This is a genomic window from Pseudomonas sp. IT-P100, assembly GCF_949767185.1.
GTDB classification, from domain to species: domain Bacteria; phylum Pseudomonadota; class Gammaproteobacteria; order Pseudomonadales; family Pseudomonadaceae; genus Aquipseudomonas; species Aquipseudomonas fluorescens_B.
Genome location: NZ_CATKQK010000033.1, coordinates 17,925 through 42,194 on the forward strand (window position 1 = coordinate 17,925; position 24,270 = coordinate 42,194).

A 24,270-nucleotide genomic window follows, 5' to 3' on the forward strand; every position below is an offset into this window, starting at 1 on the left:
ACAGACAACGCAAATGTCTCAGGCCCGCCGCGCCTCAAGAAGATCCGCCGCACACAACGCAATCCGCCGACACGCATCCGCCAGTTTCTGCCGATCGACCACCAGCCCGATCCGGATATGCCCCGCCGCGCTTGGCCCGAACGCTTCGCCGGCCAGCACTGACACACCATAGCCCTCCAGCAGCCGCTCGGCGAAATGCTGGGCAGTCAGCCCGGTCTGGCGCACATCGACCATCACGAACATCCCGCCATCCGGCCGTACCGCCCGCAAACCCGGGCACGCGTTCAGGCTCGCGCACACCAGGTCGCGACGCTGACGGTATTCCTCCCGCATCATTGCCACTTCCGGCAGATTCCCGTCCAGCGCGACTTGCGCCGCGTTCTGCACAAAATCCGGGATGCCAAACAGCATGCACAACGACAGGTGTTCCAGATGGTCGATCAAGGTTTTCGGCCCGATCACCCAGCCCACTCGCCAGCCGCTCATGGCGTGGGATTTGGACAGGCTGTCGATCGTCGCGGTCCGCTCGGCCATGCCCGGCAGACTGGCCGGGCTGATGTGCTCGCCTTCGTACAACAGATCGCTGTAGACCTCGTCACTGATCAGCCACAGGTTGTGCCGAACACAGAGCGACGCCAGTTCCTGCCAGAGCATCAGCGGCAAGCTGGCGCCGGAAGGGTTGTTGGGACTGTTGAGCAACATGGCACGGGTTTTCGGCGTAATCAGCGCCGCGACATCCGCCGGATCAACCCGAAAGCCGTTCTCCGGACGCACCGGCACCGGCACCACCCGGGCGCCGCATGCGCCGAACACGCCTTCATAGGTCACGTACATGGGTTCGGCGACAATCACTTCGTCGCCAGGATCGAGCAGGCATTGCACGACCGAATACACCCCGCATTGCGCGCCGGGCATCACGATCACTTCATCGACATCCACCGTCTGCCCACTGCGCCGCCGATGACGGGTGACGATGCTGTCGCGCAGCCCACGACTGCCGCGTACTTCTGCGTAATGGGTATCGCCGGCCAACAGGCTGTCGATGCACGCCTGAACGATGGGTCGCGGCGTATCGAAGTCCGGATCACCCACCGACAGCAGCAACACATCGACGCCTTGCTCTCGTAACTCCAATGCTCGGTAATGAATTTGCCAGGCCGCAGCGCCGTCGCCGGCGATTCGTTGGGTCAAGGCTGAGTAGCGCATGTATTTCTCCAGTCGCGCGTGTTCCTAGCCTCAACCCTATCTCAAATCACGAAACGCGCCACCATTGCATTCAAATCAACGGCCAGGCGCGACAGTTCGTGGGTAGCGGCACTGGTCTGATTGGCCCCGGCAGCGGACTGGGTGGCGAGGTCGCGGATGTTCACCAGGTTGCGATCGACTTCACGAGACACCTGCGCCTGCTCTTCGGACGCGCTGGCAATGACCAGGTTGCGTTCGTTGATCAAGTGGATCGACTGGGTGATCTGCTCCAGCGCAATACCGGCGGCACGGGCCATTTCCAGGGTGCTTTGGGTGCGCTGATTGCTTTGCTGCATCGACGACACCGCCTCGCCGGTGCCGTTCTGAATGCCGGCGACCATCTTCTCGATTTCCTGAGTCGATTGCGCAGTGCGATGCGCCAACGCCCGGACCTCGTCCGCCACCACCGCAAAACCACGCCCGGCTTCACCGGCGCGGGCCGCTTCGATCGCCGCGTTCAGGGCCAGCAGGTTGGTCTGTTCGGCGATGGCACGGATCACGTCCAGCACCTTGCCGATGTCCCGGCCTTGCGTCGCCAGGCCTTCGATCATCAGCGAGGTGTTTTGCACGTCGTGGGTCATGGTCTGGATGGCGTCGACGGTTTCCACCACGCGGTCGCGACCTTCGCGGGCGGCCTGGGTCGACTGGTTCGAGGCTTCCGAGGTCGATACGGCGTTGCGCGCCACTTCTTCCACGGCCGCAGTCATTTCGTTGACGGCGGTAGCGGCCTGTTCGATTTCGTTGTTTTGCTGTTGCAGGCCGCGGGACGCTTCTTCGGTCACGGCGCTGAGTTCTTCGGCGGCAGCGCCCAGTTGCGTGGCGGAGCCGGCGATCTGCTCGATGGTTTTGCGCAGGTTGCCTTGCATGGTGGACAAGGCGCCGAGCAATCGGGCCGGCTCGTCCTTGCCATCGATTTCAATGGCTTTGGTCAGGTTACCGCCGGCGATGGTTTCCGCTGCCTGCACCGCACGGTTCAACGGCGTGACGATGCTGCGGGTCAGCAGCCAGGCCAGCAGCACTGTCATGAGCGCCGCCACCACGGACACCCCGATGATTCCGTTCACGGCGGTGTTGTAGTTGTCTTCGGCGACGAACCCTGCTGCTTTGGCGCCCTCGGTGTTGTAAGTCACCAATCGATTGAGCTGTTCGCCCATTTTGTCCGTGCCGTCCTTGATCCGTGTATTGATCAGGGTGCGCATCTCGTCAAGTCTGTTCTGGCGCGACAGGTCCAACATTTCGCGCTGGGCTTGCATGTATTTATCCAGGGTTGCGCTGAACTCCTTGTACAGCGCCGCTTCGTCCGGGCCCATCGGCAATGCGGCGTAGCTGGCCTGAGCCTTGAGTGCCTTGTCGGTCAACACGCCGATACGGGTTTCAGCTTCCTGCAGACTGGCCGGCTCGCGGTTGACCAGAATGCGGAACGACAGAATGCGCATGCGCAGGATATTTTCGGTGACATTGCCCAGGAAGCCGACGCTGGGCAGTTGGGTGCTACCCATGTCGATCGAGGACTGGCGGATGATCGACATGCGGTTGACCGCAAACACACCCAGCACAATCACCAGCAAGGCAATGAAGGCGAAACCCAGGAAAGCTCGAGGCGCGATATTCAGATTACGCAAGGACATAGGACGATACTCGGGGGATAGAGGCTTCGAGCATCCTTGCCGTGATCACTGGCGGGCGGGCATAGAAGCGCACCGTTCAGGCTGGCGCCACTGTTGTAATAGGTTTGTGTGCGCCTGATAGCTGTATCGGCTGGAGTTGAGGATTTTTGCGCGGATTTGCGAAATATTTTTCAAGGGGGCACAAGTGTTTCACCGATGAAACACATGGCGATCAGAACATTGTGGCGAGGGAGCTTGCTCCCGCTGGGCTGCGAAGCGGCCCCAAAAACGGCGGCTGCTGCGCACCCGAGCGGGAGCAAGCTTCCTCGCCACAAAGAGGTGCCAGGCTTGATGGCAGGGTCAGGTTTTGCGTGCAGCAATTTGCCAGACGCGCGCAATATCGCTCGCCCGTTCACACAACAACCGGGGAGCCTCGGTGCACGCTTGTTCCAGTGTCATCGGCCCGCTCGCCAAGGCAAACGCGGCATCGATGCCATGCTCGTACAAGGCCTGATAGCCCTCACCCAACGTGCCGGCGATGACGATCACCGGCACACCGTGTTGCCGAGCGATTCGCGCCACACCAAACGGTGTCTTGCCGCGCAAGGTTTGCGCATCGAAACGGCCTTCGCCGGTGATCACCAGGTCGGCGTCCTTCACCGCCTCGGCCAGGCCAACCAGTTCGGCGACCACTTCAACGCCGGCCTTGAACTGCGCGCCGAGAAACGCCTTGGCGCCAAACCCCAGACCGCCCGCTGCGCCGCTACCGGGTTCGTCGCGTACGTCTTTGTTGAGGACTTGGGCGCACAGCTCGGCAAAGTGTCCGAGTGCACGATCCAGTTGTTCGACCTGCTCCGGCGTTGCGCCTTTTTGTGGGCCGAAAATCGCAGAGGCGCCGTGAGGGCCGCACAGCGGATTGTTGACGTCGGCGGCGATATCGAAGCGCACTCGGGCCAGACGCGGATCAATGTCACTCAGATCGATGCGGGCCAGTTGCGCCAGCGCCAGACCGCCCGGCGCCAGGGGTTCGCCCTGGGCATCCAGCCACTTCACGCCCAGGGCTTGCATCGCCCCGGAACCGCCGTCGTTGGTGGCGCTACCACCAATCGCGAGGATCACTCGTTTCGCGCCGGCATCGAGCGCGGCGCGAATCAGCTCGCCGGTGCCGAACGTGCTGCTGATGCACGCATCACGCTGCGCGGGTGGAACGAGTTGCAAACCACTGGCCTCGGCCATTTCGATGATTGCGGTCAGGCTCTGTGGCAGCCAGCCCCACGCGGCGTCGACCGTTGTGCCCAGCGGGCCTCGGACGTTGGTACGACGCAGTTGGCCATCACAGGCCGCCAGAACCGACTCGACCGTCCCTTCCCCGCCGTCGGCCATCGGGCATTTGACCAACTGCGCATCGGGCCATACTTGCCCCAACCCGAGGGCAATGGCATCGGCCACACCCTGGGCACTCAGGCTGTCCTTGAACGAATCGGGGGCGATGACGATCTTCATGCGAGTTCTCCAGTTCCAAGGCCCTCATGCTGCCAGCAGGCCAGAACAATAACGCCGGTCCGCTGCACAAGCGCCAGGGAGGATTATTGTTCATTTCTACAAAACCTGTGATCCAGTCAGCATTGATGCTGGAGGCGAAGGTGTTCTTGAGATCACCATCGACGCTAGCGCCTACGTCACGTGCGGCGCATCTGTTTGTGGGAGCAATTGTACGCCGAGGTAAAGGGCGAGCATGCCATCGAGTCTCAACGGATCCACGCCACTAAGCTCGGCAATCCGCTCCATGCGATAACGCAAACTGTTGCGATGAATCCCCAACGCATCGGCACAGGCCTGGCTCTGGCCGTCGTGATCGCACCAGCTGCGCAGGGTCGCCAGCAGTTGACCATTACCGTCCTTGGCGATGACTTTGCGCAGAGGTTTGAGCAGTTCGTCCAGCGCATCGTCGTTGCGGTGCCGCCAGAGCATCACCGGCAGGCGATAACGAGTCAGTGTCAGCAAGCGCGAATGCGGCAGGACATCACGCCCGTAGGCCAGCAAGTCACCGACCCGCCGATAGCAACGGCGCAAGCCCGACAAACCATCCGCCTGCCCGCCCACGGCGATGCGCAAGATATTCCAGCCAAGGCCGTCGAGCTTTTCCAGCAGCCGGTCGTTTTCGATTGCCTGGCTCGCCGGTCGGCACCACAGCAACGAAGACTTGGCCGAACTCACGCACCAACTGTCCGGGTAACGCGAGGTCAGCCAGGCGCTGAGTGCCTCGACGGTTTGCCCCGGTCCGTGTTCCGTCCCCAGCTCGAACAGATACGGAACCCGTGTCATCTGCGGTTTGAGCCCAAGCTGCTGCGCTTCATCGATCAGCCGCGGCGACTCCCCCGCCTCGCTCAGCAGCAGCGCCAGCAGGTCGTCGCAACGCTGGCGCCGCCATTGTTGCTCGGCTTGCTGGTTGCGCTGGCCTACCAGCATCTCGGCGGTCATGCGCACCAGTTCGGCATAGGTGCGCAATTGCTCAGGCTCACCGGTGATGCCCAACACGCCGATCAAGCGTTGGTCGAGCAATAGCGGCAGGTTGATCCCCGGTTGCACACCTTTGAGATGGATCGCCGTTTGCGCATCGATTTCCACCACGCGCCCGTTGGCCAGCACCAGTTGCGCGCCTTCGTGCCGGGTGTTGACCCGCTCGGGCTCACCGCTGCCGAGTATCAACCCCTGGCTGTCCATGACGTTGACGTTGTACGGCAGGATGGCCATCGCCCGGTCGACGATGTCCTGGGCCAGGTCGTGATCGAGTTCGAACATAGGCGTAATCCTTGGAGGCGTAATGGATCAGGGTTGTTCACCCGCACAGGGCTGGATGACAAACCCTGTGCTCAGGCACAAAGACAGCAACCATAAGGGTGGCCGAGACTCTCAGGGCGATCAACGTTACCCTTTGCATCGCAAAAAATCATAATAAAGAGAGAGCCCGCCATGTCACAGAGCGCCGCCGCTACCCAGGCCATCGTTGACGAAAAAAATGCCGTCTACAAACGCATTACCCTGCGTTTGATCCCCTTCATTTTCATCTGCTACCTGTTCAACTACCTCGACCGGGTGAACGTTGGATTTGCCAAGCTGCAGATGCTCGACGCACTGAAATTCAGCGAAACCGTGTATGGCCTCGGGGCCGGCATCTTCTTTATCGGCTACGTGCTGTGCGGCGTGCCAAGCAATCTGGCGTTGACCAGATTCGGCCCGCGCCGCTGGATCGCGCTGATGATGATCGTCTGGGGCACGCTGTCGACCTGCCTGCTGTTCGTCACCACCCCGACCGAGTTCTACACCTTGCGCCTGTTCACCGGCGCGGCCGAAGCCGGGTTCTTTCCGGGCGTGGTGCTGTACCTCTCGCAGTGGTTCCCGACCTTCCGTCGTGGTCGCATCATGGCGCTGTTCATGTCGGCAATCCCGGTGTCCGGCCTGCTCGGCAGCCCGTTTTCCGGCTGGATCCTCAACCACTTCGCCGCAGGCCAGGGTGGTTTGGCCGGCTGGCAGTGGATGTTCCTGCTGCAAGGCATTCCGACCGTGATCCTCGGCGCCCTCGCCTACTTCCTGCTCAGCGACAGTTACGCCAACGCCAAGTGGCTCACGCCGTTCGAGCGCTCGGTGCTGGAAGCCGACCACGCCGAAGACCTGGCCAACAAACCGAAATCCACCACCGACTCGCTGCTGGCGGTGTTCAAGAACCCGGCGATCTGGGCCTTTGGCTTGATCTACTTCTGCATCCAGAGCGGCGTGTACGCGATCAACTTCTGGCTGCCGTCGATCATCAAGAACCTGGGTTTCAGCGATAACCTGGTGATTGGCTGGTTGAGTGCCATTCCGTATCTGCTGGCGGCGCTGTTCATGCTGATGGTCGGCCGCTCGGCGGACTTGCGCAAAGAACGTCGCTGGCATTTGGTGGTGCCGATGCTGATGGGCGCTGTCGGCCTGCTGATCGCGGTGAACTTCGCCACCACGCCAGCCATTGCGATTCTCGGCCTGACCATCGCCACCATGGGCGCCCTCACCGGCCTGCCGATGTTCTGGCCGGTGCCGACCGCACTGCTGAGCGCCGGCGCTGCGGCGGGTGGGTTGGCATTGATCAATTCCATGGGCCAGATGGCGGGTTTCCTTAGCCCGTACCTCGTGGGCTGGGTCAAGGACAGCACCGGCTCGACCGACGCCGCGCTGTACCTGCTGGCAGGCGTGATTGTCTGCGGTAGTTTGCTGGCATTGCGCATGACACGCACCTTGCGCGTCTGATAGACGCAGATCCAGTGTGGGAGCGGGCTTGCTCGCGAAGGCGTCGTATCAGGCAACTCAATATTGACTGACACACCGCTTTCGCGAGCAAACCCGCTCCCACATTTTTGATTCGGGAATGTTCGATAATTCACTTTGATCCTCGCGGTTGTTCTGGTATTTGATTGAGCCTTTCCCACCGGTAAAAGGATTTCGTCATGAGCTATCGCACGCTGGGTCATTCGGGTTTGCAGGTGTCCACCCTGACCCTGGGCACCATGATGTTCGGCGAACAGACCAGCACCGAAGATTCCCTGCGGATCATCGACAAGGCCTGGGACCAGGGCATCAATTTCATCGACACTGCCGACGTCTACACCGGCGGCCGTTCCGAGGAAATCGTCGGCGAAGCGATTGCCGGCAACCGCCATGAATGGGTGCTCGCCACCAAGGTCGGTTTCGGCCCGGTGGACGGCGTGCCAAACCGCAGCGGCCTGAGCCGCAAGCACATCTTCAACGGCATCGATGCCAGCCTGACGCGCCTCGGCACCGACTACCTCGACATCTATTACCTGCACCGCGAAGACCACAACACGCCGCTGGACGTCACGGTGTCGGCCATCGGCGATCTGATTCGCCAGGGCAAAATCCGCTATTGGGGCTTGTCGAACTACCGTGGCTGGCGCATCGCCGAGGTGATCCGCATTGCCGACAAGCTGGGTGTTGACCGCCCCGTCATCAGCCAGCCGTTGTACAACATCGTCAACCGCCAGGCCGAAACCGAACAGATCACCGCCGCGCAAACCTATGGCCTGGGCGTTGTGCCCTACAGCCCGCTGGCGCGCGGCGTGCTCAGCGGCAAATACGCGCCGGATGTGACACCGGATGCCAACAGCCGCGCCGGACGCGCCGACAAACGTATTCTGGAAACGGAATGGCGCGTGGAATCCCTTCGCATCGCCCAGCAGATCCAGCAATACACGCAAGGTCGTGGCGTGGGCATCGTCGAGTTCGCGATTGCCTGGGTGCTGAACAACAGCGCCGTCACCTCCGCCATTGTCGGGCCGCGCACCGAAGAACAATGGGACGCCTACACTAAGGCGCAGGCGGTGAAGATCACGGCGGAGGACGAAGCGTTTATCGACTCGCTGGTGACGCCGGGGCATGCGTCGACGCCGGGGTTCAATGATGTGAGTCATTTCGTATCCGGCCGTAAGCCCTGCAATACCTGAAGCAACACAGACCTAATGTGGTAGCGAGCCTCCTCGCGATAGCGCCAGATCAATCAACCGGGATGTTGAATGTCAGGCACTCATCGCGAGCAGGCTCGCACACAATGGATCGGTGTTGATCGATCGGACAATATTCGACCGCAAAACCACGTATCCTCCGCCCCCCGTTTCACCTTCGACTTCGCGAGGACAGTTTGTCTAAAGGTATCGCTCTATCGGTTTCGGCCTCGGTGCTGTTTGCCGTCATGTACTACTACACCTCTCTGCTCACCCCATTGAGCGGTGTGGAAATTTTCGGTTGGCGTATGTTGCTGACGGTGCCGTGCATGACCGTGTTCATGGTGGTGTCCGGGGAATGGAAGCGCGTGGTCGAGATTGTCCAGCGAGCCGCCGCCCAGCCGAAACTTATCGCTGGCCTGATCGCCTCTTCTGCCCTGCTCGGCGTGCAGCTCTGGCTGTTCATGTGGGCACCGCTCAACGGCTACAGCCTCGATGTGTCGCTGGGCTATTTCCTGCTGCCATTGACCATGGTCCTGACCGGCCGACTGGTCTACGGGGAGCGACTGTCCTATCTGCAAAAGATTGCGGTATTTTTCGCCTGCCTCGGGGTGATCAACGAGGTGTATCAGGTCGGTGGTTTTTCCTGGGCGACCTTGCTGGTGTGCGTCGGCTATCCGACCTACTTCATCCTGCGCAAGCGTCTGGCGACGGACAACCTGGGCGGCTTATGGCTGGACATGGCACTCACGCTGCCCGTGGCCTTCTGGTTCGTACAGACCGGTGAGCAAGGTTTCAGTGTGTTTGACCAGCACCCGTGGCTGTCACTGCTGATCCCGATTCTCGGTGTGATCAGTGCGTCGGCGCTGGTGATCTATATCATCGCCAGCCGGCTGCTGCCGTTCAGCCTGTTCGGGCTGTTGAGCTATGTCGAGCCCGTGCTGCTGCTGGGCGTTGCGTTGCTGCTAGGGGAAAGCATCAAGGCGGGGGAATGGCTGACCTATATACCGATCTGGTTGGCGGTGCTGGTGTTGGTGTTTGAAGGGTTCAAACACCTGATGCGACAGCGCAGGCCTTAAGTACATACAAAACAAATGTGGGAGCGAGCCTGCTCGCGATGAGGGCCTGACATTCAACATTTATGTTGACTGATCTGGCGCTATCGCGAGCAAGCTCGCTCCCACAGTTTTATCAGTGAATCAACTTAGTCGGTGGACAATACACCACGACGAACCTGATCACGCTCGATCGATTCGAACAACGCCTTGAAGTTGCCTTCGCCGAAGCCATCGTCGCCTTTACGCTGGATGAACTCGAAGAACACCGGGCCCATCAGGGTTTCAGAGAAGATCTGCAACAGCAGACGCTTGTCGCCCGACTCGGACGAACCGTCCAGCAGAATGCCCCGCGCTTGCAGTTGATCAACCGGCTCGCCGTGGTTCGGCAAACGCCCTTCGAGCATTTCGTAATAGGTTGCCGGTGGTGCGGTCATGAAGCGCATGCCGATGCTTTTCAGATGATCCCAGGTCTTGATCAGGTCATCGCTGAGGAAGGCAACGTGCTGGATGCCCTCGCCATTGAACTGCATCAGGAACTCTTCGATCTGCCCGGCACCCTTGGACGACTCTTCGTTCAACGGAATGCGGATCATGCCATCCGGCGCGGTCATCGCCTTGGAGGTCAGGCCGGTGTATTCGCCCTTGATGTCGAAGTAGCGGATTTCACGGAAGTTGAACAGCTTCTCGTAGAAGTTCGCCCAGTACGCCATGCGACCGCGATATACGTTGTGGGTCAGGTGGTCGATGATTTTCAGGCCGGCGCCAACCGGGTTGCGATCAACGCCTTCGATAAACACGAAGTCGATGTCGTAGATCGAGCTGCCTTCACCAAAACGGTCGATCAGGTACAGCGGCGCGCCGCCGATGCCTTTGATCGCTGGGAGGTTCAGTTCCATCGGGCCGGTTTCGATGTGGATCGGCTGGGCGCCGATTTCCAGCGCGCGTTTGTAGGCCAGTTGCGAATCCTTGACGCGGAACGCCATGCCGCACACCGACGGGCCGTGCTCGGCTGCGAAGTAAGAAGCGACGCTGTGGGGTTCGTTATTGAGGATCAGGTTGATCGCGCCCTGGCGATACAGGTGCACGTCCTTGGAGCGGTGGGTCGCCACTTTGGTGAAGCCCATGATCTCGAAGATCGGCTCCAGCGTGTTCGGGGTTGGCGATGCGAATTCGATGAATTCAAAGCCCATCAGGCCCATTGGGTTTTCGTATAAATCTGCCATTTTGGCGCCTCATCATTTTTTAGAATTAACGTAACGTTAGTTTCAAGAAATGCTGAAGCCGGCGGGTGGCGCACAGGAGATGCCCCGCACGCTGCGGGCGAGGAAATCACCGTAGATCAATTGAAACCCGAAACTTTTCATTGTCGACCCAAGGCTGATACGGGCGAGGCTTCTGCTGCCAGAAGACGATTATTCTTATATGCGTAACCGGATTCTACACAGCGTAAACAGATTTGTCCGTCTTCTGTATCAAATCCCCTTTCTCCCTGCTCGCGCAAGGGGTTTGTTGCACAGGAAAATCCCCGCCAGGATCAAGCCGCCGCCCAGACACATCACCAGGGTCAGTTGCTCACCCAACAGCAATGCACCGAGGATGACTGCGGTCAGCGGGTTCAACGCAATGAACACGCCGGCACGGGTCGCGCCGATTTTTCGGATGCCATCGTAATAGCCGATGTACGCCAGTGCCGAGCCCAAAACACCCAGGTACATCAGGCTCAACCATTGCTGCGCCCCCAGGCTGAGCAACGCCGCGATGCTCACCTCGCCCCTGACGGCACTGACGACCCAGAGCATCACCGTGCCGAGCAGGATCGAATACGTCACGGTTTGCATCGGCCCCAAGGTCTGATTCAGGCCTTTGGCGCACAGCGAATAAACTCCCCAGCTCAGTACGCAGCCAAAAATCAGCAGATCACCGATCCACGCATCGGCATGACCGGCCAGCAATTGCGGGTTGCGACTGACAATCACCAGGCTCGCACCGACGATGCAGATCGCAATTCCGGCGACCTTTACCCGACTCAAGCGCTCCTTGAACAGCAGCCACGAGGCCAATCCGATGACCGCCGGGTTCAGCGCCACGATCAACGACGCCCGGGAGGCATTGATGTAATGCAGCCCATAAAAGAAGCACAGGTTGTAGAAGAAGATGCCAAATAACCCCAGCAGCGACAGTTGCAGCCACTGCCTGGGGCTGGGGCGCGCCAGCGGTACGCGGGCCACCAGCAAAAACAGCAGCAGCGCCCCGCTCGCCAGCAGGAATCGCAGGCTGGCGGCGAACAACGGGCTAAGGCTGTCCGCCAGAAAACGCCCGGCGACGAAGGTGCCGCCCCAGATCATGGTGACGGCAGCGAGTTTGAAATACACCGCCACCTCGGAGTGCTCCGGCACCCTGTGTTCATACGCAGTCATAAGTCCCCGGATTGAGAAGTCGAACATATGACGTATCATTTATCTAATACTTGATCATCGTAAAATGAGTAAACACTCATGACCCTCACCCAACTGGAGATCTTCTCGCTGGTGGCCGAACTTCACGGCTTCACGGCGGCAGCCCATCGTCTGGGAATTTCGCAATCTGCGGTGTCACACGCCCTCAAGTCTCTGGAGCAGGAGTTGGGCGTCGAACTGCTGCGGCGGCATCAATCCCGGGTCGAACTCAGCGACATCGGCCAACAGCTGTTGCTGCGCGCTCGGGCGATGCTCGGGCTGGCCAACACCTTGCGTCAGGAAGCGGCCGATGCCCGCGGCATGAAACGCGGCACGCTACGCATCGGATCGTTCGGTCCGACCTCGTCGATCAAGTTGTTGCCAAAGATCCTGCAGCACTACCGCGCCGCTCACCCTGGCATCGAGGTCCACATTGATGAAGGTCCCGACCGCCAGGTGATCCAGTGGCTGGAAGAACGACGCATCGACATCGGCTTTGTGGTGTTGCCCCAGGAGCGCTTCGACACCTTCGCACTGATCGAAGACCAAATGGTCGCGTTACTGCCCGCCGATCATCCGCTGGCGGATCGCGAAAGCGTGAGCCTGGACGATTTGTGCCACGACCCCTTCGTGCTGACCGAAGCCGGTTCTTCGGAACTGGTATCGCGGTTATTCAGTGCCGCGCGACTGACACCTAACATTCGCTTCCGTTGCTCGCAACTGCTGAGCACGCTGGACACTGTGGCTCGAGGGGATGCCTTGACGGTGGTCGCTGAAGGTTCACTGCCCGATCACCACGATGATCGCTACGTCAAGAAACCGCTGTTGCCAGCGGTCGCTCGCCAGGTGGGTCTGGCGGTGCTCGACCGGCGCCAGTCTTCACCGGCAGCGCTGGCCTTTATCAAACTGGCTACAAGTCTGGACTTGCGTTGAACGGCACAAGCCTTGAAGGCCAACTATCATGGCCTCTGACCGAACTCTTCATGGGAGGCATGCCGTTGTCCTGCCAGCATTTGAGAGCCCTATTTCATCGTTACAGGTTTCGCGAATGCCACTGACTGTCAAAACTCGCCGCAAACGTGGCACCCGGATTGTCGTGACGGTATTGAGCGGTTTGCTCCCGATACTGCTGGGGGTCGCCATTCTTTACTGGCAGGCTGAACGTGCACTTTCGCAAAACGCCCAACTGACCGCCGAAGAAGCCATCCGCCAATTCGAGCTGATGCTCGACAACACCGCCCAGGCCGCTCGTGAGTTATTGCCGCTGGCCGGCCAATCCTGCAACGACGTCAAACTGGCCTTGCGCGAACAGGTCACCCGCCGTCCGTTCGTGCGCTCGACGAATCTGGTCTGGGACGACAACCTCTATTGCAGTTCGTTGTTTGGTGACTATCAGGAAAAGGTCAACGCCGGGGACTACACCCAAGGCAGGTTATGGCTCATGAACGGCAACCCCGTCACGCCCAATACCGCGTTGCTGGTGTACCGGCTCAGCGAAGGAAAACAGGGAGCGCTAAGCACGCTGGACGGTTATCACTTGAGTAACGTCTTGCGCCTGATTGGTCGTAAGACATTGCTGATGCTGCAAGTCGGTCCAAGCTGGTTGTCGGCTGACGGCAAGGTTCACGAAGACGCCCCGCCCGCCCTGCCCGTCGCTGAAAGCAAAATGATGTCCTCGCGTTACGCCTTCACTGTCGCGGCGGGTTTCCCTGAGGGCGAGACCTGGCGCTACATGAGCAGCGAGTATCCGCCGCTGTTCAGCTTGCTGATCTTTTTTGGCGTGGTGTCCGGCCTGATTGGGCATGTTGTGCAAAAGCGTTCGACTTCACCCAGTCATGAACTGCAGCGTGCACTGGAGGCGGCGGAGTTCGTTCCGTATTTTCAGCCGGTGGTGCATGGCACGAACAAGAAGTGGTCCGGCACCGAAGTGTTGATGCGCTGGAATCATCCGAAGGAAGGCCTGGTGCGCCCTGACCTGTTCATCCCGTTTGCCGAGCACTCCGGCCTGATCGTACCGATGACTCGCTCACTGATGCAGCAAACGGCGCAATGGCTGGGGCCTGTCTCTTCCACGTTCGAGGAGCCGTTTCACATCGGCATCAACATTACGGCCAGCCACTGCAAGGACCTGGAACTGGTCAAGGATTGCACGGAGTTTCTCGGTGCCTTTACGCCGGGCTCCGTCCACCTGGTGCTGGAACTGACCGAGCGCGAACTGATCGAGCCCACCGCTATCACGTTGCAGTTGTTCGAGCAGCTTCACGCGCTGGGTGTGATGATCGCCATCGACGACTTTGGCACCGGTCACTCAAGCCTGGGTTACTTGCGCCAGTTCAACGTCGACTTCCTGAAAATCGACCAGAGCTTTGTCGCCATGATCGGCGCTGACGCCCTTTCCCGGCACATTCTGGACAGCATCATCGAACTCTCGGCCAAGCTCGATCTGGGCATCGTTGCCGAAGGCGTGGAAACCGAAGAGCAAAGTGCTTACCTCACGGCTCATGGTGTGAACTTCTTGCAAGGTTATCTGTTCGGACGGCCGATGCCCGGCGCCGACTTCATTGATGCATTAAGTCACCATTAACTAGCGTCGTTATGCGTCAAGAAAACGAGGTCGCGCACCGATTTGAATCAAAAAACTACTGTTGTTACATGAAGAAAAAGTCAGGATTTACTCTTTGCCCATTAACTACTACAATTTTTCGTACCTGCGCTAGATTGGCAGGCGAGCCATTTATCACCGAGTCGCTTCAAGGCTCTTGGCTTATAGCTTTGTTTGCGGTTGGTATCAGCCAAACACACTATTGGAGTAAAGATATTGTCCAGACTCGCTGAATTTCGTGCAGCTGAAAAGGCCCTTCAAGAACAGCTCAAGCAGCTGGAATCCCTGAAGAACGATGCCGGGCTCAAGAAAGAAATCGAATTCGAAGAAAAGCTCCAGGGGCTGATGAAAACCTACGGCAAGAGCCTGCGCGACATCATCGCCATTCTCGATCCGAACCCGGCAAAATCCGGCCTGCAACAGGCCGCTGCGCCTAAAACCCGCCGCGCCCGCGTGGTCAAGGTTTATCAGAACCCGCACACCGGTGAACTGATTGAAACCAAGGGCGGCAACCACCGCGGCCTGAAAGCCTGGAAGGAACAATACGGTGCTGCCACCGTTGATTCCTGGCTGCGCGGCTAAGCACTCGCGGTGAAAAAAAGCCCTGCCTTGCGCAGGGCTTTTTTCATGGACGCCTTCCAGATGCAACGATTGGAATCGATAAACTCGCTACTTGCCGATTAACTTTGGGCTTAATCCCTTCGGGTATCTAAAGATTGCGAAATGCACGACCGCGCAAACCTTTAACTAAAGTTTCAAGCTGTTACGAGCAACCTCTATTTCATCCAGGCTTGCCTTATAAGCCTCGGCCTGCCCCGCGTACGAAAGAACATAGGCCTTATCGGCATCCACTGCGGCGACCAATGTTTGCGACAGCACATGTCGACCGTTTTGGGTGATCGTACAGGTAGTTTCCAGTGCCGATAGCCGACTCAAGGTTGCCGCATGGATTTTGTTGCAGACGCTTTGATAGCCGCCCTGGAGAAAATCCTTCTGCACCGACTTGCGCATCTCCAGCAACACGCCTTCCAGATTCACCTGATGACCGCTTTCCACTGTCGTCATGGTCAACTCCATCACCATCACCGGCGTGCCACCCTGATCATTCTTCACTGCGCGCTGGCGGGAGACCTGAGGCTTGGCATCATCCTGCGGGATCGCTTCAACTTCCCAGCCATCTGGCCACGTCACGATCGGCGCCTCTGCATGAGCGCAAGCCATGCCAGACAGCAGGCCAATCAGAACGAACAGCGATTTACAGAATCGGATCATTGCAATGAATACTCACGGATTGAGCCGCAAAGTCTGAGCCTCGCCCGGCTGTCAGGCAATAGCCGACGGTTTGGGTTTGGTGATGCCTGCGCCCTTGCGTATCATTATCGCCATCGTTAGCCCCACTTATTGTCCGGAGGGCCCATGAGCCTGCACGAATTGAACACTTTCCCGGGTGTGACCGCCCAACCTGATACCGCCACCCAGAAGTTCGTCTTCAACCACACCATGCTGCGGGTCAAGGACATCACCAAGTCCCTGGATTTCTACACGCGCATCCTCGGTTTCTCGCTGGTGGAAAAACGCGACTTTCCGGAAGCCGAGTTCAGCCTCTATTTCCTGGCGCTGGTCGATAAAGACCAGATCCCGGCCGATGCCGCCGCCCGTACCGAGTGGATGAAGTCGATTCCCGGCATTCTCGAGTTGACCCACAACCACGGCACCGAAAACGATGCGGATTTTGCCTACCACAACGGCAACACCGACCCACGCGGCTTCGGCCACATCTGCATCTCGGTGCCGGATATCGTCGCTGCGTGCGAGCGTTTCGAAGCGTTGGGCTGCGATTTCCAGAAGCGCCTGAACGATGGCCGCATGAAGAGCCTGGCGTTCATCAAGGACCCGGATGCCTACTGGGTCGAGATCATCCAGCCCGCGCCGATGTAAAGCAAAGTCAAAAGATCGCAGGCTTCGCCAGCTCCTACAGAATCACGCACGACTTGGCTCTTGCAGGAGCTGCCGCAGGCTGCGATCTTTTCGACAGACACAAAAAACCCCATGATCACTCATGGGGTTTTGTGTTTTCGGCATCCGGTTTATGCCGGCGCGGAAGTCCTGATCAGGTGATCGAAGGCGCTCAGAGAAGCCTTGGCGCCCTCGCCCACGGCAATCACGATCTGCTTGTACGGCACGGTCGTCACGTCACCGGCAGCAAACACACCTGGCAGCGATGTCTCGCCACGCGCATCGACGATGATCTCGCCACGCGGCGACAGCTCGACGGTGCCTTTGAGCCAGTCGGTGTTCGGCAGCAAACCGATCTGCACGAAGATGCCTTCGAGGTTGACCGTGTTGAACTCACCCGAATCGCGATCCTTGTAGACCAGGCCGGTCACTTTCTGGCCGTCGCCCTTCACTTCACTGGTCAGTGCGCTGGTGATCACATTGACGTTCGGGAGGCTGAACAACTTGCGTTGCAGCACGGCATCGGCGCGCAGCTTGCTGTCAAACTCCAGCAGCGTGACGTGGCTGACAATACCAGCCAGATCGATCGCGGCTTCAACACCGGAGTTCCCGCCGCCGATCACCGCGACGCGCTTGCCTTTGAACAGCGGGCCGTCACAGTGCGGGCAGAAACACACGCCTTTGGCTTTGTATTCCTGCTCCCCCGGCACGCCCATTTCACGCCAGCGCGCGCCTGTGGCAAGGATCAGCGCTTTGGTTTTCAGGCTGGCACCGCTTTCGAAGCGGACTTCATGCAACTCGCCAGGGTTTTTCGCCGGGATCAGCGCGGTCGCCCGTTGCAGGTTCATGATGTCGACGTCGTACTGCTTGACGTGTTCTTCGAGCGCGCTGGCCAGCTTCGGCCCTTCGGTTTCCTGTACGGAAATGAAGTTCTCGATGGCCATGGTGTCGAGCACCTGCCCACCAAAACGCTCAGCCGCCACGCCAGTGCGAATGCCTTTACGGGCGGCGTAGATCGCCGCCGATGCACCGGCCGGGCCACCGCCGACCACCAGTACGTCAAAGGCTTCCTTGGCGTTGATCTTCTCGGCTTGGCGTTCGGCACCACTGGTGTCGATCTTGGCGAGGATTTCTTCCAGGCCCATACGACCCTGGCCGAAAATCTCCCCGTTCAGGTAAATGCTTGGCACGGCCATGATCTTGCGATCATCGACTTCGGCCTGGAACAGCGCGCCATCGATAGCGACGTGGCGAATGTTCGGGTTCAGTACCGCCATCAGGTTCAGCGCCTGGACCACGTCCGGGCAGTTCTGGCAGGACAGCGAGAAGTAAGTCTCGAAGCTGAACTCGCCTTTGAGCGAGCGGATCTGTTCGATCACTTCCGCGCTGGCTTTTGACGGGTGGCCGCCGACTTGCAGCAAGGCCAGCACCAACGAGGTGAATTCGTGGCCCATCGGAATGCCGGCGAAACTCAGGCTGATATCGGCACCGGGACGGTTGATCGAGAACGATGGCTTGCGTGCGTCGTCACCGTTGTCGAGCAGGGTAATCTGGGTGGAAAGACTGGCAACGTCTTTCAGCAGTTCGAGCATTTCCTGGGATTTCGCACCGTCGTCGAGGGATGCAACGATCTCGATCGGCTGGGTGACCCGTTCCAGGTACGATTTCAACTGGGCTTTAAGATTGGCGTCCAACATACGGGCGATTTCCTTTATTCGTGTCGAAAAAAAACGCCCGAGCGAATCTCGCCCGGGCGTTTTTATTGGGCGGTTGCAGCTTACTTAGGTGCGGAAACCCGCCCTGATGATGCTTTCACAGACTTAGATCTTGCCGACCAGGTCCAGGGACGGAGCCAGAGTGGCCTCGCCTTCTTTCCACTTGGCTGGGCAAACCTGGCCTGGGTGAGCAGCGACGTACTGGGCAGCCTTGATTTTGCGCAGCAGCTCGGAAGCGTCACGGCCAACGCCGCCATCGTTCAGTTCAACGATTTTGATCTGGCCTTCCGGGTTGATCACGAAGGTGCCACGGTCAGCCAGACCGGCTTCTTCGATCAGCACGTCGAAGTTGCGGGAGATAGCGTGGGTCGGGTCGCCGATCATGGTGTACTGGATTTTGCCGATGGCTGGCGAAGTGTTGTGCCAGGCAGCGTGAGCAAAGTGGGTGTCAGTGGAAACGCTGTAGATTTCGACGCCCAGTTTCTGGAACTCGTCGTAGTTGTCAGCCAGGTCTTCCAGTTCGGTCGGGCAAACGAAGGTGAAGTCGGCTGGGTAGAAGAAAACCACAGACCACTTGCCTTTCAGGTCAGCGTCCGAGACTTTTACGAAGTCGCCATTTTTGAAGGCGTCAGCTTTGAACGGTTTAACTTGGCTGTTGATGATAGGCATCGGTGACTCTCCGTCATGGGTTAAGAAGTTGATGGAGTGAACTCTACCCACTCGACGCACGGATGGCTCATTGGCAAACTTGATGCTGCTGATGGGTTTTCGCTATTAGCCAGCAGTATTAATAGAAGAAAACGATATCTAGGCCGCCGAGGGCTTTTCAGAAATCCGCGCCATCCCCAGAAACGGATTGGCTTCCACGTAACGCATCGCCGACTTCATGTCCTTCCAGCCCACGTAGCTCATCAGCGATTTCAAGTCCCAGCCACTTTGGTGCGCCCAGGTGGCGAAGCCGCGTCGCAGGGAGTGACTGGTGTACTGCTCGGCCGGGATACCGGCGCGTTCCAGCGCCTGGCGCAATAACGGAATGACGCTGTTGGCGTGCAACCCCTCCTCGCTCAAATGCCCCCAACGATCGATGCCACGGAATACCGGCCCGCGCACCAGCGCCGCTTCGCTGATCCAGGCGATGTATGCCTGCACCGGACACAGACGCTGCAATGCCGGCGTCTGGTAGGTCTTGCCGAGGTTATCGCGGTCGCTCTTGCTCCGCGGCAAATAGAGGGTGATGCCGGAGCCCGCGCTGGCCTGCACGTGTTCGATTTGCACGCGGCACAACTCATCGCTGCGAAAACCGCGCCAGAAGCCCAACAGGATCAGCGCGCTATCGCGCCGGGCTCTCAACAGGGCCGGTTGATCATGTTGTGATTTCGCGGTTTGTGCTTCCTGCTCCAGCCAGGCAACCACTTGCTCCAGATGCTGAAGCTGCAATGGCTCGGCCTGTTTCTCCTGGGCCGGGTGCAGTGCGCGAATGCCTTTGAAGACCTGGCGCACAACCGGCGCCTTGGTGGGATCGGCAAAGCCCTGACTGTTGTGCCACTGAGCGAGCGCCGACAGGCGCAGCTTCAACGTGTTGATCGACAGCTCCCCGGCGTACGCCACCAGATAGCGTGCGACGCTGTCAGCAGTGGCCGGCAGGAAACCGCCCCAACTCACTTCGAAATGCTCGATGGCCGCTCGATAGCTACGTCGGGTGTTGTCACGCGTGGCGGCTTGCAGGTAGCGATCCAGATCGGTCATGGGCTCACGTCTCGAAGTCGTACGGCTTTTGCGGCGCTAAAGCCGTTCCAAAGCGCATCACATTGGGTAATACCAGTATATCCCGTATTAATAATTTACATTCTTTGAGTTTTTACCATGCATGGTACACTGCCGCTTTAGTGGTATGTACCACAGTACGAAATCGTAGGAGAACACATGGCTCGTGGCGGTATAAACAAAGCAGTGGTTCAAACGGCGCGTCTGGCTATCCTCGCCCGCGGAGAACACCCGAGCATCGACGCTGTACGTATCGAGATGGGTAACACGGGCTCAAAAACCACCATTCACCGGTATTTGAAGGAACTGGACGATGGCGTCGAGCCCGCCGCACCCTCCTCTGAACCCATCGATGACGAACTGACAGGGCTGGTCTCGCGCCTCGCGCAACGCCTCAAGGAACAGGCGCAGGCGCCCATCGATCAGGCTCGCGAGAAGTTCGAGCAACAACGAAAAGCGCTGGAAATCCAGCTGACTGACGCGCAAGAAGCCAACGGCGAATTACAGCAGCAGTACGAGCTTCAAACCCTGGCGCTGACACAGGAATCCGACACCCTGCAAAACACCCTGTCCATGCTGCAGACCGAGCAAACCCGCAACGCCGGGCTGAACCAGGCGCTGGCGGACTTCGAGTTGCGCTTGCAGGACAAGGACGAGCAGATCCGCTCTCTTGAGGAAAAGCACCTGCACGCCCGCGATGCGCTTGAGCACTATCGCAATGCCGTCAAAGAGCAGCGCGAACAGGAGCAACGACGCCACGAAGGCCAGGTGCAGCAGATCCAGATGGAATTGCGCCAGGCCCAGCAAAGCGCCCTCGTACGCCAGGATGAAATCACCCAACTGCACCGTGACAACGAGCGCTTGTTGACTGAAAACCGTGGCACGCTACGGGAACTGAGCCTGCTGCAGGAACAGCTTAAGCAAACCCACACCCGCCAGGATCAATTGCTGGAACAGGTCAACCGCATCGACAGCGAACGCACCCTCCTCCAGGAACGCCTGCGCGCAGCCCTGCTGGAAAGCCAGTCGTTGAAACAGAGCGTCGAGGAGCAGTCGCAGGTAAACAAAGCGCTGGAAGTTGAACTGCTCAAGACTCAGGCGAGCCTCGATGAAAGCGTGCGCCTGGCGGCTGTCGTTGCGACAGCGCCAGACGCAGCCAAGGCCGATTAACCTGCGACCGGCGTACGCATCGTAACGAACTCTTCGGCGGCCGTCGGGTGTACGCCGATGGTTTCGTCGAAGTCGCGCTTGGTGGCGCCCGCCTTCAGGGCGATTGCCAGCCCTTGGACGATTTCGCCGGCATCCGGCCCGACCATGTGACAGCCAAGCACCTTGTCGGTCTTGCCATCCACCACGAGCTTCATCAGCGTGCGCTCCTGGCATTCAGTCAGGGTCAGCTTCATCGGGCGGAAACGGCTTTCGAAGGTCACCACGTCGTGGCCGGCTTCGCGAGCCTCTTCTTCGGTCAGGCCAACGGTGCCGATGTTCGGCAAGCTGAACACCGCGGTCGGGATCATCTTGTAATCCACCGGACGATATTGCTCAGGCTTGAACAAGCGTCGCGCCACGGCCATGCCTTCGGCCAGTGCAACCGGCGTGAGCTGGACCCGACCAATCACATCGCCAAGGGCAAGGATCGACGGCTCGGCGGTCTGGTATCGCTCATCGACCTCGACGAAACCTTTCTTGTCGAGTTTGACGCCAGTGTTTTCCAGCCCAAGGTTGTCCAGCATCGGGCGGCGGCCGGTGGCGTAGAACACGCAATCGGCTTCCAGCTGGCGACCGTCCTTGAGCGTCACTTTCAGACTGCCTCCGGTCAGTTTTTCAATGCGCTCGATGTCGGCATTGAATTGCAGGTCCATGCCACGCTTGGTCAGCTCTTCCTGCAAGTGCTTGCGCACCGCGCCGTCAAAGCCGCGCAGGAACAGGTCACCGCGATACAACAACGTGGTCTGGGCGCCCAGGCCGTGGAAGATCCCGGCAAACTCGACGGCGATGTAACCACCCCCCACGACCAGCACGCGTTTTGGCAACTCTTTGAGGAAAAACGCCTGGTTGGAGCTGATCGCATGCTCGTGCCCCGGAATCTCCGGGATTTGCGGCCAGCCGCCAGTAGCGATCAGGATGTTCTTGGCGGTGAAACGTTCGCCATTGATCTCGACGGTATGGGGGTCGACGATTTTGGCGTGGCCCTCATGCAGGGTCACACCACTGTTCACCAGCAGGTTGCGATAGATGCCGTTCAGGCGATTGATCTCGCGATCCTTGTTGGCGATCAGCGTTGCCCAATCGAACTTCGCCTCCCCCGGCGTCCAGCCAAAACCCGAAGATTGCTCGAAGTCTTCGGCGAAGTGCGCGCCGTAGACCAGCAATTTCTTCGGCACGCAACCGACGTTCACACAGGTGCCACCCAGGTAGCGGCTCTCGGCCACGGCCACTTTCGCGCCAAACCCGGCCGCAAAACGCGCAGCCCGCACACCGCCGGAACCGGCGCCAATCACATAAAGGTCAAAATCGTAGGCCATTTTCAATCTCCTCGGCAGGCAAACAGCATACCCGCAGACGTCCGTTGGGCAAGCGCTGCAAACGATATGGGGTCGGAAAATGAAAAAGCCACCCGAAGGTGGCTTTTCAATACAGGCAGGTCAAACGCTATCAGTAAGCCTTGCCCGTCTTGTAGAAGTTCTCGAAGCAGAAGTTGGTCGCTTCGATGTAGCCTTCAGCGCCACCGCAGTCGAAACGCTTGCCCTTGAACTTGTAGGCAATCACGCAACCGTTCTTCGCCTGTTTCATCAGGGCGTCGGTGATCTGGATCTCGCCACCTTTGCCTGGCTCGGTTTGCTTGATCAGTTCGAAAATGTCCGGAGTCAGGATGTAACGACCGATGATCGCCAGGTTCGACGGAGCGTCTTCCGGGGCCGGTTTTTCGACCATGTTACGAACGCGGTACAGGTCGTCAGCGATCAACTCGCCAGCGATCACGCCGTACTTGTTGGTTTCCAGCGGATCCACTTCCTGGATCGCGACGATGGTGCAGCGATACTGCTCGTACAGCTTGACCATCTGGGTCAGCACGCCGTCGCCTTCCAGGTTGACGCACAGGTCGTCCGCCAGCACCACGGCGAACGGCTCGTCACCGATCAGCGGGCGGCCGGTCAGGATCGCGTGGCCAAGGCCTTTCATTTCGGTTTGACGGGTGTAGGAGAACGAGCACTCGTCCAGCAGCTTGCGGATGCCAACCAGGTATTTTTCCTTGTCGGTGCCCTTGATCTGGTTTTCCAGCTCGTAGCTGATGTCGAAGTGGTCTTCCAGGGCGCGTTTGCCGCGACCGGTGACGATGGAGATTTCGGTCAAACCGGCGTCCAGAGCTTCTTCGACGCCGTACTGGATCAGTGGCTTGTTTACCACCGGCAGCATTTCCTTGGGCATGGCTTTAGTCGCTGGCAGGAAGCGAGTACCGTAACCGGCTGCTGGGAACAAGCATTTCTTGATCATATAAGTCCTTGAAAGGGCTGTGTGTTCGAGTTTCGGCGCAGTCTAATCAGGCCGCGAGCACCTTACAATGCCTCGCGCTGGCTAACCGATGCCATCATAGAGAAATATTCTCGCGGATAGTTCCGCAGATCGCTCCTGTGCCCTTTATAGATAGCAGAGATTCCGACCGGCGCCGACGAATTTGCCGCGCGCAGATTCTCGCCACCATACGCCCATCAGCACCCGTTGCGTCCAATTGGCGCTATCATTGCGCAATTGAACCAGCCAACGAGGCAGATAGATGTCGGTAGCAAAAAGTATCAACGGGTTCCTGATCAATCAGGCGAAAGACGGCCAGTGGTGGGTAGACAGCGCCAGCGGCGAGAATATCGCCGGGCCATTCCCGACCGAAGCGTTGGCGATTGAAGTAGCGTCCGTATTGGAGCTCGAACACCCGGCCCCTAAGCGTCGCGGTAAAGACAAGTCCTGAGAAGCACCTGACTTAACCCAAGCCCTGCCTCACGCAGGGCTTTTTTTGCGTTTGCCTGCAAAGAAGTGGCCTTTCGCTATAACCTTTTGATTCCGGCGCTGTCACAGGCTTAGCCCCATTATCCTGACGACGACCACAACATGACTAAATTCTTGCCCCTGTTTGCCGTATTGGCCCTGAGCGGCTGCGCAACTTCCGAAACCACCTACTTGAACAACGGCCAGCAAGGCCTGACCATCGATTGCTCGGGAGAAGCCAACTCCTGGGCCACCTGCTATGAAAAAGCCGATGCTTCATGCGCCGGCACCGGCTATCGAATCGTTGGCACTGACGGCACACCTTCAACCAAGGAAAGTGACAAGACCCTGGGCGTCGATGTCGGCAATTACAAAAACCGCAGCGTGGTGGTGGTCTGCAAGTAAGACGCTTGTG

The 24,270-nt window shown here is 59.0% G+C and carries 22 protein-coding genes; 10 read left to right on the forward strand and 12 right to left on the reverse strand.

Translation table 11 applies throughout. The features are described 5' to 3' along the window. Positions 1 to 18: 18 nt before the first annotated feature. The 4 genes from ACM6IQ_RS20560 to ACM6IQ_RS20575 all read right to left on the reverse strand — a co-directional run bounded on the left by ACM6IQ_RS20560 (position 19) and on the right by ACM6IQ_RS20575 (position 5,654). Positions 19 to 1,206 carry a pyridoxal phosphate-dependent aminotransferase gene (locus ACM6IQ_RS20560; RefSeq protein ID WP_414879679.1) on the reverse strand — a complete coding sequence of 396 codons (1,188 nt, stop codon included), beginning with the start codon at positions 1,204 to 1,206 and terminating at the stop codon, positions 19 to 21. 41 nt (positions 1,207 to 1,247) lie between these two features. Beyond that, positions 1,248 to 2,873: a methyl-accepting chemotaxis protein gene (locus ACM6IQ_RS20565; protein WP_414879680.1), complete on the reverse strand. Its 1,626-nt coding sequence runs from the start codon at positions 2,871 to 2,873 to the stop codon at positions 1,248 to 1,250. Positions 2,874 to 3,212: 339 nt separating this feature from the next. Then, a complete protein-coding gene (locus tag ACM6IQ_RS20570; protein WP_414879681.1) occupies positions 3,213 to 4,355 on the reverse strand; it encodes a glycerate kinase in 1,143 nt (380 codons plus the stop codon). Positions 4,356 to 4,526: 171 nt separating this feature from the next. After that, the gene (locus ACM6IQ_RS20575) at positions 4,527 to 5,654 is read right to left on the reverse strand and encodes a sugar diacid recognition domain-containing protein (RefSeq protein WP_017338625.1); all 1,128 of its coding nucleotides are present in this window, start codon (positions 5,652 to 5,654) and stop codon (positions 4,527 to 4,529) included. Between the two features lie 171 nt (positions 5,655 to 5,825). Between ACM6IQ_RS20575 and ACM6IQ_RS20580 the strand changes: the two genes are divergently transcribed. The 3 genes from ACM6IQ_RS20580 to rarD all read left to right on the forward strand — a co-directional run bounded on the left by ACM6IQ_RS20580 (position 5,826) and on the right by rarD (position 9,423). Next, entirely contained in the window at positions 5,826 to 7,136 is a 1,311-nt protein-coding gene (locus ACM6IQ_RS20580; RefSeq protein ID WP_414879682.1) for an MFS transporter, read from the forward strand. Positions 7,137 to 7,333: 197 nt separating this feature from the next. After that, positions 7,334 to 8,347, forward strand: a complete 1,014-nt coding sequence (locus ACM6IQ_RS20585) for an aldo/keto reductase (RefSeq protein ID WP_017338623.1) — start codon at positions 7,334 to 7,336, stop codon at positions 8,345 to 8,347. Positions 8,348 to 8,541: 194 nt separating this feature from the next. Continuing rightward, positions 8,542 to 9,423, forward strand: coding sequence for an EamA family transporter RarD (rarD, locus tag ACM6IQ_RS20590; RefSeq protein WP_414879683.1), 882 nt, complete (start codon positions 8,542 to 8,544; stop codon positions 9,421 to 9,423). 125 nt (positions 9,424 to 9,548) lie between these two features. On the opposite strand, the gene hppD is transcribed toward rarD, so the two are convergent. Continuing rightward, positions 9,549 to 10,625, reverse strand: coding sequence for a 4-hydroxyphenylpyruvate dioxygenase (hppD, locus tag ACM6IQ_RS20595; RefSeq protein WP_017338621.1), 1,077 nt, complete (start codon positions 10,623 to 10,625; stop codon positions 9,549 to 9,551). Positions 10,626 to 10,874: 249 nt separating this feature from the next. Next, a complete protein-coding gene (locus ACM6IQ_RS20600; RefSeq protein ID WP_414879684.1) occupies positions 10,875 to 11,819 on the reverse strand; it encodes a DMT family transporter in 945 nt (314 codons plus the stop codon). A 78-nt stretch (positions 11,820 to 11,897) separates the two neighbouring features. Here ACM6IQ_RS20600 and ACM6IQ_RS20605 point away from each other — a divergent pair, with 78 nt between their 5' ends. From ACM6IQ_RS20605 to ACM6IQ_RS20615, 3 genes are all read left to right on the forward strand, one after another. After that, a complete protein-coding gene (locus ACM6IQ_RS20605; RefSeq protein ID WP_414879685.1) occupies positions 11,898 to 12,770 on the forward strand; it encodes a LysR family transcriptional regulator in 873 nt (290 codons plus the stop codon). Positions 12,771 to 12,885: 115 nt separating this feature from the next. After that, positions 12,886 to 14,421 carry an EAL domain-containing protein gene (locus ACM6IQ_RS20610; protein ID WP_414879686.1) on the forward strand — a complete coding sequence of 512 codons (1,536 nt, stop codon included), beginning with the start codon at positions 12,886 to 12,888 and terminating at the stop codon, positions 14,419 to 14,421. A gap of 234 nt (positions 14,422 to 14,655) precedes the next feature. Continuing rightward, positions 14,656 to 15,021, forward strand: a complete 366-nt coding sequence (locus ACM6IQ_RS20615; RefSeq protein ID WP_008075430.1) for a histone-like nucleoid-structuring protein, MvaT/MvaU family — start codon at positions 14,656 to 14,658, stop codon at positions 15,019 to 15,021. Positions 15,022 to 15,186: 165 nt separating this feature from the next. On the opposite strand, the gene ACM6IQ_RS20620 is transcribed toward ACM6IQ_RS20615, so the two are convergent. Next, positions 15,187 to 15,711 (reverse strand): DUF4946 domain-containing protein, encoded by a 525-nt coding sequence (locus ACM6IQ_RS20620; protein ID WP_017338617.1) that lies wholly within the window; start codon positions 15,709 to 15,711, stop codon positions 15,187 to 15,189. A gap of 144 nt (positions 15,712 to 15,855) precedes the next feature. On the opposite strand from ACM6IQ_RS20620, the gene gloA reads away from it, so the two are divergent. Further along, positions 15,856 to 16,377, forward strand: a complete 522-nt coding sequence (gene gloA, locus ACM6IQ_RS20625) for a lactoylglutathione lyase (RefSeq protein ID WP_017338616.1) — start codon at positions 15,856 to 15,858, stop codon at positions 16,375 to 16,377. A gap of 149 nt (positions 16,378 to 16,526) precedes the next feature. Here gloA and ahpF read toward each other — a convergent pair whose 3' ends face one another. The 3 genes from ahpF to ACM6IQ_RS20640 all read right to left on the reverse strand — a co-directional run bounded on the left by ahpF (position 16,527) and on the right by ACM6IQ_RS20640 (position 19,856). After that, entirely contained in the window at positions 16,527 to 18,092 is a 1,566-nt protein-coding gene (ahpF, locus tag ACM6IQ_RS20630; protein ID WP_017338615.1) for an alkyl hydroperoxide reductase subunit F, read from the reverse strand. A gap of 123 nt (positions 18,093 to 18,215) precedes the next feature. Beyond that, on the reverse strand, positions 18,216 to 18,779 hold the full coding sequence (gene ahpC, locus ACM6IQ_RS20635) for an alkyl hydroperoxide reductase subunit C (RefSeq protein WP_017338614.1): 564 nt from the start codon (positions 18,777 to 18,779) through the stop codon (positions 18,216 to 18,218). A gap of 138 nt (positions 18,780 to 18,917) precedes the next feature. Next, entirely contained in the window at positions 18,918 to 19,856 is a 939-nt protein-coding gene (locus tag ACM6IQ_RS20640; RefSeq protein ID WP_414879687.1) for a site-specific integrase, read from the reverse strand. A 177-nt stretch (positions 19,857 to 20,033) separates the two neighbouring features. Between ACM6IQ_RS20640 and ACM6IQ_RS20645 the strand changes: the two genes are divergently transcribed. Further along, complete coding sequence (locus tag ACM6IQ_RS20645; protein WP_414879688.1) at positions 20,034 to 21,044, forward strand: DNA-binding protein; 1,011 nt, start codon at positions 20,034 to 20,036, stop codon at positions 21,042 to 21,044. Here the strand turns inward: ACM6IQ_RS20645 and gorA are convergent. Both gorA and galU read right to left on the reverse strand, forming a co-directional pair. Continuing rightward, positions 21,041 to 22,399 (reverse strand): glutathione-disulfide reductase, encoded by a 1,359-nt coding sequence (gorA, locus tag ACM6IQ_RS20650; protein ID WP_017338611.1) that lies wholly within the window; start codon positions 22,397 to 22,399, stop codon positions 21,041 to 21,043. The two genes, ACM6IQ_RS20645 and gorA, sit on opposite strands and share 4 nt — an antisense overlap. Before the next feature lie 130 nt (positions 22,400 to 22,529). Next, a complete protein-coding gene (gene galU, locus ACM6IQ_RS20655; protein WP_017338610.1) occupies positions 22,530 to 23,369 on the reverse strand; it encodes a UTP--glucose-1-phosphate uridylyltransferase GalU in 840 nt (279 codons plus the stop codon). Between the two features lie 280 nt (positions 23,370 to 23,649). Between galU and ACM6IQ_RS20660 the strand changes: the two genes are divergently transcribed. Both ACM6IQ_RS20660 and ACM6IQ_RS20665 read left to right on the forward strand, forming a co-directional pair. Further along, the gene (locus tag ACM6IQ_RS20660) at positions 23,650 to 23,838 is read left to right on the forward strand and encodes a hypothetical protein (protein ID WP_414879689.1); all 189 of its coding nucleotides are present in this window, start codon (positions 23,650 to 23,652) and stop codon (positions 23,836 to 23,838) included. Between the two features lie 140 nt (positions 23,839 to 23,978). Then, on the forward strand, positions 23,979 to 24,260 hold the full coding sequence (locus ACM6IQ_RS20665) for a hypothetical protein (RefSeq protein WP_017338608.1): 282 nt from the start codon (positions 23,979 to 23,981) through the stop codon (positions 24,258 to 24,260). Positions 24,261 to 24,270: the final 10 nt, after the last annotated feature.

Excerpts from the sequence above, each read along its gene's own strand:
- ACM6IQ_RS20560 (WP_414879679.1), bottom strand. The coding sequence starts at position 1,206 with ATGCGCTACTCAGCCTTGACCCAACGAATCGCCGGCGACGGCGCTGCG.
- ACM6IQ_RS20565 (WP_414879680.1), bottom strand. The coding sequence starts at position 2,873 with ATGTCCTTGCGTAATCTGAATATCGCGCCTCGAGCTTTCCTGGGTTTC.
- ACM6IQ_RS20570 (WP_414879681.1), bottom strand. The coding sequence starts at position 4,355 with ATGAAGATCGTCATCGCCCCCGATTCGTTCAAGGACAGCCTGAGTGCC.
- ACM6IQ_RS20575 (WP_017338625.1), bottom strand. The coding sequence starts at position 5,654 with ATGTTCGAACTCGATCACGACCTGGCCCAGGACATCGTCGACCGGGCG.
- ACM6IQ_RS20580 (WP_414879682.1), top strand. The coding sequence starts at position 5,826 with ATGTCACAGAGCGCCGCCGCTACCCAGGCCATCGTTGACGAAAAAAAT.
- ACM6IQ_RS20585 (WP_017338623.1), top strand. The coding sequence starts at position 7,334 with ATGAGCTATCGCACGCTGGGTCATTCGGGTTTGCAGGTGTCCACCCTG.
- hppD (WP_017338621.1), bottom strand. The coding sequence starts at position 10,625 with ATGGCAGATTTATACGAAAACCCAATGGGCCTGATGGGCTTTGAATTC.
- ACM6IQ_RS20600 (WP_414879684.1), bottom strand. The coding sequence starts at position 11,819 with ATGACTGCGTATGAACACAGGGTGCCGGAGCACTCCGAGGTGGCGGTG.
- ACM6IQ_RS20605 (WP_414879685.1), top strand. The coding sequence starts at position 11,898 with ATGACCCTCACCCAACTGGAGATCTTCTCGCTGGTGGCCGAACTTCAC.
- ACM6IQ_RS20610 (WP_414879686.1), top strand. The coding sequence starts at position 12,886 with ATGCCACTGACTGTCAAAACTCGCCGCAAACGTGGCACCCGGATTGTC.
- ACM6IQ_RS20620 (WP_017338617.1), bottom strand. The coding sequence starts at position 15,711 with ATGATCCGATTCTGTAAATCGCTGTTCGTTCTGATTGGCCTGCTGTCT.
- gloA (WP_017338616.1), top strand. The coding sequence starts at position 15,856 with ATGAGCCTGCACGAATTGAACACTTTCCCGGGTGTGACCGCCCAACCT.
- ahpF (WP_017338615.1), bottom strand. The coding sequence starts at position 18,092 with ATGTTGGACGCCAATCTTAAAGCCCAGTTGAAATCGTACCTGGAACGG.
- ahpC (WP_017338614.1), bottom strand. The coding sequence starts at position 18,779 with ATGCCTATCATCAACAGCCAAGTTAAACCGTTCAAAGCTGACGCCTTC.
- ACM6IQ_RS20640 (WP_414879687.1), bottom strand. The coding sequence starts at position 19,856 with ATGACCGATCTGGATCGCTACCTGCAAGCCGCCACGCGTGACAACACC.
- ACM6IQ_RS20645 (WP_414879688.1), top strand. The coding sequence starts at position 20,034 with ATGGCTCGTGGCGGTATAAACAAAGCAGTGGTTCAAACGGCGCGTCTG.
- gorA (WP_017338611.1), bottom strand. The coding sequence starts at position 22,399 with ATGGCCTACGATTTTGACCTTTATGTGATTGGCGCCGGTTCCGGCGGT.
- galU (WP_017338610.1), bottom strand. The coding sequence starts at position 23,369 with ATGATCAAGAAATGCTTGTTCCCAGCAGCCGGTTACGGTACTCGCTTC.
- ACM6IQ_RS20660 (WP_414879689.1), top strand. The coding sequence starts at position 23,650 with ATGTCGGTAGCAAAAAGTATCAACGGGTTCCTGATCAATCAGGCGAAA.
- ACM6IQ_RS20665 (WP_017338608.1), top strand. The coding sequence starts at position 23,979 with ATGACTAAATTCTTGCCCCTGTTTGCCGTATTGGCCCTGAGCGGCTGC.